The organism is Bacillota bacterium, assembly GCA_030019365.1.
GTDB lineage: Bacteria > Bacillota > Sulfobacillia > JACIYH01 > JACIYH01 > JACIYH01.
The window spans coordinates 365,461-373,727 of the sequence record JASEFA010000003.1 but is presented as its reverse complement, the minus strand read 5'-3'; the positions used below and the strand labels follow the sequence as shown (position 1 = coordinate 373,727).

Genomic DNA, 8,267 nt, shown 5'->3' with positions numbered 1-8,267 from the left:
CTATACTGGGATCTGGATCTGGACCCTCTTTCTGGGCGTACTTTCAAGATCTCAGTGCTGTCCGCGGGCTTGCGGGATGGCGGCGGGCATGCTATGATAGGGCTGAGCACAGTTTTGTGCACAGGAGGTAGGCCCATGCACGAGCAGGCTCTGGCCGAGAATGACGGGATGGGCGCCAGCCCGGGTGAGAACGAGAGAATCGGCACCAGCCTGGCGGACTACTACCAGTGGGAAGACGCCGATGTCTTCGGCAAGGCCCATGCGTTCTCCACCTATCTGGCCGGCGTGCGCGCCCGCCAGCATGACCTGTACCGCCGCACCCTGGTCTCCAGCTCCGGCCACCGGGTACATATCCGCGACCCCTTCACCGGCCAGGTCCGCGAGATGGTCATGATGGCTTCCAACAACTACCTGGGGCTGACTTCCCACCCCCGCGTGGTGGAGGCGGCCATGCGCGCCATCCGGGAGTACGGGGCAGGGGCCGGCAGCGTCCCCCTCCTGGCGGGAACGATGGGCATCCACCGCCAGCTGGAGGAGCGGCTGGCCGCCTGCAAGGGATGCGAAGACGCCATGATATTCGCAGCCGGGTACGCCGGCAACCTGGGAGCTCTCGCCGGCCTGTTGCGCCCCGGCGACCTGGTGGTGAACGACATCCTGAACCACGCCAGCATCGTGGACGGGTGCCGCATGTCGGGCGCCACCAGCAAAGTCTACCCGCACCTGGACCTGCACTCCCTGGAGCGCATCCTGGAGAAGGCGCAAGACCAGTACCGCGGCAAGATGGTGGTGGTGGACGGGGTGTTCAGCATGGACGGGGACATCGCGCCCCTTCCCGAACTGATCACCATATGCCGCCGCCACGGTGCCCGCCTCATGATCGACGAAGCCCACGCCACCGGGGTGATCGGCGCCCACGGCCGGGGCACCCCGGAGCACTGGGGAGTGGAGGGACAGGTGGATGTGGTCTTCGGCACCCTCAGCAAGGCGCTGGGCGGAGTGGGCGGCTTTGTGGCCTCCACCCGGGAGGTCATCGACTACCTGCGCATCTTCGCCCGTCCCTACATGTTCTCCAGTGCCCTGCCCCCGGCGGTCACCGCCTCGGTGCTGGCTGCCCTGGACGTCATCGAAAACGAACCGGAACTGCGGGAGCAACTCTGGGACAACATCCGCCACCTGACTTCCCACCTGCGCTCGCTGGGATTCAACCTGGGTAACGCCCAAACCGCCATCGTCCCCCTCATCATCGGGGACGATTACAAGGTCAACGAAATGGCTCGCCGGCTGCACGAACGGGGCATCTTCGTCAATCCGGTGTTCTACCCGGCGGTGTCGCGGAAGCTCTCCCGCGTCCGCCTGAGCCTCATGGCTACCCACACCCGGGAGGACCTCGACCTCACCCTGGACGCCTGCGCCGATATCGGCCGCGAGCTGGGCGTCATCTGACGCCTGCACTCCCGCCCGATGCTGCACCACCGCCTGCTGCGCCGCCCGACGGCGCCCCGCCAGATGCTGCACCGGTGGGGGCTGAAGGCGTGGCTGTCTCCGGCCCAACGCGCTGCCTGGTGACCAGGCAGGCCACCACGGGGGCAATGACGGCGATCGGGCCCAGCCACAGGAGCTGGAGCAGGGCAGAGAAGTAAAGGAAGTTGGCCCGAAACGAGGGCAGGTACGGACCCAGGCGGTACCCGACGGCGAACAGGCCCAGGACAACTCCCAGGCCCAGGATCACATAGGGGCCCAGGATCGTTTTCTCCACCAGCCAGATCAGATGCTGTCGCCCGCTCCATCCCGCCGGCACCGTCTGCTGCACGGCGGTGCCCCGCCACAGGGCAGCGCCGATGACGATGGCCAGCGCCAGGTAGGCGGGGAGGCCGAAAAGGCGAAACATGGTGGGCAGCGATCCATCGGGAAACACGCTCAGGGAGTAGACGTCTCCGAACACCCAGCGGTAAAGCACATGGTAGAGGACCAGGTACGCCCCTCCCCAGGCCAGAATCTCCAGCAGGGGACGGCGTTTCTTCCAGGCCAGCAGTCCCAGGACTACCAGGGGCACCAGCAGGAAGGGCAGCCGCGGCCACCGGTGGGCCCACACCAGTCGCGACCGGGCGGCCATCATGGCGCCTTTCGCCTGGTCCATGCTCTTTTGGGCCAGCTCGAAGGCCTGCTGGTATTCGGAGGCCTGCAACCGGCTGCGGGCCTCCTCATAGGTGGCGCTCGCTTCGGCCAGCGGATCCGGGGTTTCGGGGCTGCCCAAGGAGGCGGTGGAGGACGGGGAAGACGAACTCCCCGCCGATGAGGGCTGCCCGAGCAGCTGGGCCACCGCGCCCACGTAAGCACGGGCCAGAGCGAGAGTCTCGGAGGCACCCTTGACCTCTTTATCGGCACGGACGTCATCGGGGACATCGAGCCCCGCCCAGAGCACATTGCCGAGGCGCTGGGCCGGAACGGGCAGGCCGAGCAGTGCGGCCGCCGTGGGCACGACGTCCGCCTGGCGGCCCGAAGGGATTTCGCCTTCCCGCACATGGGACCCCACCATGATCAGGGGAACGGTGGTAACTACCCGCTCCCAGCCCCCGTGGCCGCTGCCGCCCCGGTTGTTGCGGTCCAGCTGACCGTGGTCGGCGGTGACGATCAGCACGTCGTGACTCAGGTCCAGGCAGGAGACCAGGCCGGCGATCATGCCGTCCACCTGGCGGGCGGCCTCCAGGTATTGCTGGGACATGCCACCGCCGGATTCGTGCCCGGCCACGTCTACCGCGCTGAGATGCACGTATGTAAGATCGGCTTCCCGCGCCTCCAGGGATGACCGGGCGCGGGCATACAGCTCGTGGTCGGGGTATTCCCCTACCAGGGAGCGATCCACGACGGGGTTGACCTCACCCCAGTAGGTGTAGCCGAACAGGGCGGTGCGCAGGCCGGCGTTGCGGGCCACCGTGAAGATGGTATCCACCTTCACCTGTCCGGGGTGGCTGTTCATGGTCACCCCGTGGTACTCCTGCCAGGTCCCGGTGGAAAGGACGGCGTACCCGGGCTTGGAGAAGGAGGGTTGCCCGGTAGTGAGGGATGTCCAGGCTCCCCGGCCCCGCAGCGACTCCAGGAACGGCATCTGGCGGGAGACATCCACCCGCAGACCATCCACGACCACCACCACTACCCTTTGCGCCAGCCGGGCGCTGTTCTCGCCCGCGGCCAGGGGGCCAACATCGACCGGAGCATATGCGTCCAGGTCTCCCTGCAGACCGAGTGCCACCACGGCCGCACCCGCGGACGCTCCCAGCATCACCAGGGGCAAGACGACCAGGCCCAACCAGCGCCAGCTCCACCGCGCAGCCCTCTCTCCCACCATTAGATCCCTCCCACCCACAGGTTCGCCGTACCCCCCGGTCTTCCTGCCCCCCATTGGGTCGCCCCGCAGCCCCTCCCCTCCTCTCCTCCCCATCCGATGACCCCCCGGCGACTGCGCCCCCCGGCCTGCTCTGGCACCCACCGCCCATCCATGCACACGCAGGGAAGCGGGGGTGGCGCATGATTATGCAAGCAGGGTGCCATCGCTCCCGTGGTCACATGCACCCGGCCGGCCGGCAGGGACTGGAACGTAAGCGCGTCGGGCCAAGCTTGTGACGAGATCCCCAGGGCACTTGCTCTGCAACACCGCTGTAATTGTCCCCGCAAGCACTAATTTGGCAAATATTCCAGCTTGCCGCTATAATGGAAATGGCGCATGAGAAACCGCACACGTTCACGGGGGGCAACGATCATGGCAGAAACGGTGGGCTCCTTGCTGGTGGTCGGCGGCGGGATCGCCGGCATGCAGGCCGCCCTGGACCTGGCCGAGGGCGGCTACTTTGTCCACCTGGTCACGTCGGGGGCCAGCCTGGGGGGACGCATGGCCCAGCTCGACAAGACCTTTCCCACCAACGACTGCGCCATGTGCCTGCTGGGGCCCCGCATGACCGAGTGCCTCAACCATCCCAGCATCCAGATCCACACCCTCACCACCCTGCAGGATCTGGACGGGGAGCCCGGCCACTTCCGGGCCAGGCTGCTCCGCCGTCCCCGCTACGTGGACGAAGGGGAATGCACCGGCTGCGGCGACTGCACGGCGGTGTGCCCGGTGGAGGTACCCGACGAGTTCAACCTGGGGCTGAGCCGGCGGAAGGCCATCCACCGCCCCTTCCCCCAGGCGGTACCCAACAAGTTCCTCATCGACAAGCGGGGCAAATCCCCCTGCCAGCAGGCCTGCCCCTCGGGGGTCAACCCCCACGGGTACGTGGCCCTGGTCCGGCAGGGCAAGTACGTGGACGCGTGGCGGCTCATCCGCCGGGCCATACCCTTCCCCATCATCTGCGGGACGGTGTGCCACCACCCCTGCGAGACCGTGTGCCAGCGGGGCACGGTGGACGAGCCGGTGGCCAAGTCCCGCATCAAGCGCTTCGTGGGCGAGTACGTCCTCCGCCAGGTGGAGGAACTGGACCGCATCATCCGGGAAGACATGGATCCCCCGCGCCCGGAAAGGGTTGCGGTGGTGGGCTCCGGCCCCGCCGGGATGGCGTGCGCCTATCACCTGGCCCGCCGGGGCTACCCGGTCGCCGTGTACGAGGCGCTGCCCGTGCTGGGGGGTATGCTGCGGGTGGGCATCCCGCCCTACCGGCTCCCCAAGGAGATGCTGGACGCCGAGATCGACCTCATCCGCCGCATGGGAGTGGAGTTCCGCACCGGGGTGGCGGTGGGGCCCCAGCTACCGCTCGGGCAATTGTTCGACACGGGGTTCCGGGCCGTGTTCCTGGGCATCGGCGCCCACGAGCCCCTTTTCATCGGCCTGCCCGGGGAGAACCTGCCCGGCGTGTACCACGGCGTGACCTTCCTGCGCCTGGCCAACCTGGGCCAGCCCCTGCGGGTGGGGAAGCAGGTGGCGGTGATCGGCGGCGGCAACACCGCCATCGACGCCGCCCGCACCGCCCTGCGCCTGGGCGCCGAAGAGGTCACCGTATACTACCGCCGCTCCCCCGAGGAGATGACCGCCCTCCCCGAAGAGGTGGAGGAAGCCCGCGAGGAAGGGGTGCGCTTCGTGTTCCTGGCCAGCCCGGTGGCCGTGCTGGGCGATGGCCGCGCCCGCGCCCCCGAGGACGGCCACCGCGGCGAGCACGTGGGCGTCACCGGGTTGCGCCTGATCCGCAACCGCCTGGCAGACCCCGACGCCCGCGGCCGCCGGCGCCCGGTGCCCGTCCCCGGCTCGGAGCTCGAAGTGCCCTGCCAGACGGTGATCACCGCCGTCAGCCAGGCCCCCGACCAGGTGTTCCTGGCCGACTCCGGCCTCATCCGCACCCCGGTGGGTACCCTGGTGGTGGATCCGGTCACCCTGGCCACCAACCTGCCGGGCGTGTTCGCGGGCGGGGACGCCGTCACCGGCCCCGCCACCGTGATCGAGGCCATGGCCGCCGGCCGGGAGGCGGCGGAGTCCATCCACCGCTTCCTGCAGGGGGAGGACCTGCGGGCCGGGCGCAGCGCGCGTCCCCTCCTGGAGGAGATCGCGCACCTCGAATTCGACACCTCCGGCGTGCCCCGCCAGCGCCGGGTGCACCCGCGCAAGCTGGCTCCCGCCTCGCGGGTGAGGAGCTTCGCGGAGGTGGTGCTCCCCTACACCGAAGAGGAGGCCCGCCGGGAGGCCTCCCGCTGCCTGGACTGCGGGATCTGCTCGGAGTGCCTGCAGTGCGAATCGGCCTGCCAGAAGCAGGCCGTCCGCCACGGCGACGGACCCGCCACCGTGGAGCTGAAGGTGGGCGCGGTGGTGCTGGCCCCGGGATTCGACCTCATCGACGCCGCCACCGTTCCCGCGTATGGCCACGGCATCTACCGCAATGTGGTCAGCGGCCAGGAGCTGGAGCGGCTGCTCTCCGCCACCGGTCCCACCGGCGGCCACGTGGAGCGGCCCTCCGACGGCAAGGCGCCGCACCGGGTGGCCTTCATCCAGTGCGCCGGCTCGCGGGACGACAACCACGCCCCCTACTGCTCCTCGGTGTGCTGCATGTACGCCACCAAGCAGGCCATCATGGTGAAGGATCACCACCCCGACACCGAGATCACCGTCTTTTACGGCGACCTGCGGGCCGTGGGCAAGGGTTTCGACAAGTACCTGCTCTCGGCCCAGGAGCGGGGCGTGCGCTACCTGCCCACCATGATCTCCACCCTCAAGGAAGATCCCACCACCGGCAACCTGGTGATCAGGTACTGGCTGGACGGCCGCCTGCACCAGGAGGAGTTCGACCTGGTGGTGCTGGCCACCGCCGCCAGGCCCCCGGCCGCCGCAGGGGAGCTGGCCCGGGCCGCCGGCATCGCCCTCGACCGCCACGGCTTTGCCGCCGTCGATCCCCTGGCCCCCGTCAAGACCAGCAGGGAGGGAGTGTTTGCCGTGGGTGGCTTCACCGCTCCCCGCGACATCCCCGAGTCGGTGATGATGGCCAGCGCCGCGGCCGCGCAGGCCGGCGCCCTGCTCCGGGATGCCCGCGGCCAGATGATCAGGAAGAAGGAATACCCGCCCCCCCTCCCGGTGACCGGGCAGCCGCCCCGGGTGGGGGTGTTCGTCTGCCACTGCGGCACCAACATCGCCTCGGTGGTGGATGTGGAGGAGGTGGCCCGGGCCGCCGCCACCCTGCCGGAGGTAGTGCACGCCGAGGCCACCATGTACGCGTGCTCGCAGGCACACCTGGGCCGCATCCGCGAGCTCATCGCCGAGAAGGGGCTGAACCGGGTGGTGGTGGCTTCCTGCACCATCCGCACCCACCGCTCCCTCTTCCAGGAGACCCTGCGCGAGGCCGGCCTCAACCCCTTCCTGTTCGAGATGGCCAACATCCGCGAGCAGTGCTCCTGGGTGCACCGGGACGACCCCGCGGCGGCCACCGCCAAGGCCACCGACCTGGTGCGCATGGCGGTGGCCAAGGTGGCGCGGGCCGAGCCCCTCACCCTCTTCACGGTACCGGTGATCCCGCGCGCCCTGGTGGCGGGCGGCGGGCTGGCGGGGATGCAGGCCGCCCTCTCCCTGGCCGACCAGGGATTCCACACTTACCTGGTGGAACGGCAGCCCGAGCTGGGCGGCATGTTGCGGCGCCTGCACTCCACCCTGGAAACTGGGCCGGTGGCCCCCATCCTGGCCGACCTGCGCCGGCGCGTGACGGAGAATCCCCACATCGAGGTCTTCACCGGCAGCCACCTCCTGGAGTTCTCCGGCCACGCCGGTCACTACCGCAGCCTGATCCGCCTGCCCGACGGCTCGACCAGGGAGTTCGAGCACGGCGCCCTCATCCTGGCCACGGGCACCGAGGAGTACCGTCCCACCGAGTACCTGTACGGGGAGGATCCCCGTGTGCTCACCCGGCTGGAGTTCGAGGAACTGCTGGCGTCCCGGCCCGAGCAGGTCCGGGGCCTGGGTACGCTGGCCTTTATCGGCTGCGTGGGCTCCCGCACCACGGGCAGGCAGTACTGCAGCCGCACGTGCTGCTCCCAGACGGTGAAGAACGCCCTGCGCATCAAGGAACTGAACCCCGACGCCCAGGTCATCGTGCTCTACCGTGACATGCGCACCTATGGCACCCGCGAGCTGTACTACCGGGAAGCCCGCCGCCGCGGCGTGTCCTTCCTGCGTTACCGGGCCGAGGAGCCGCCGCGGGTCGGCATCACCGGTGCAGGCGACCTCCTGCTCGCCGCCACCGACGTGCAGAGCGGCCGCCGCATCACCGTCCACCCCGACCTGGTGGTCCTCTCCACGGCGGCCGTGCCCGCCGACGGGGTGGCGCACCTCGCTTCCCTGCTCAAAGTCCCCCTCGATGAGCACGGCTTCTTCCTGGAACTGCACCCCAAGATGAGCCCCATGGACCTGCCCTCCAACGGTATCTACGTGTGCGGTGCCGCCCACGCTCCCAAGGCCATCTCGGAGACCATCTTCCAGGCCCAGGGTGCCGCAGCACGGGCTGCCTCGCTCCTGGCGAAGGAAGAGTTGCTGGCCGGTGGCATCGTGGCCACCGTCACCGAGGACAAGTGCGCCGCCTGCCTGACCTGCGTACGGGTCTGCCCCTACCGGGTGCCCTTCATCAACCAGCGCAACGTGGCCCAGATCGACCCCGTGCAGTGCCGGGGTTGCGGCACCTGCGCCGCCGAGTGCCCGGCTGCCGCCATCACCCTGCCCGGCTACCACAAGGACCAGCTGGCGGCCATGCTCACCGGCCTCTTCGCCGAAAGCCGGAGGCCGAACTTGTCAAGCGGTTGATCAGGGA

3 protein-coding genes are annotated in these 8,267 nt (G+C 69.3%); 2 read left to right on the top strand and 1 reads right to left on the bottom strand.

Annotated elements, in window-relative coordinates:
- Nucleotides 1-135 precede the first annotated feature (135 nt).
- A complete protein-coding gene (locus QME70_07865) occupies nucleotides 136-1,443 on the top strand; it encodes an aminotransferase class I/II-fold pyridoxal phosphate-dependent enzyme (protein MDI6894509.1) in 1,308 nt (435 codons plus the stop codon).
- On the opposite strand, the gene QME70_07860 is transcribed toward QME70_07865, so the two are convergent.
- Nucleotides 1,436-3,343 (bottom strand): alkaline phosphatase family protein, encoded by a 1,908-nt coding sequence (locus tag QME70_07860; GenBank protein MDI6894508.1) that lies wholly within the window; start codon nucleotides 3,341-3,343, stop codon nucleotides 1,436-1,438. The two genes, QME70_07865 and QME70_07860, sit on opposite strands and share 8 nt — an antisense overlap.
- A gap of 414 nt (nucleotides 3,344-3,757) precedes the next feature.
- On the opposite strand from QME70_07860, the gene QME70_07855 reads away from it, so the two are divergent.
- Nucleotides 3,758-8,260, top strand: coding sequence for an FAD-dependent oxidoreductase (locus QME70_07855; GenBank protein ID MDI6894507.1), 4,503 nt, complete (start codon nucleotides 3,758-3,760; stop codon nucleotides 8,258-8,260).
- The last annotated feature ends 7 nt before the right edge of the window (nucleotides 8,261-8,267 follow it).

Bases quoted from the DNA above. Each gene is read 5' to 3' on its own strand.
- QME70_07865 (MDI6894509.1), top strand. From the start codon at position 136: ATGCACGAGCAGGCTCTGGCCGAGAATGACGGGATGGGCGCCAGCCCG.
- QME70_07855 (MDI6894507.1), top strand. From the start codon at position 3,758: ATGGCAGAAACGGTGGGCTCCTTGCTGGTGGTCGGCGGCGGGATCGCC.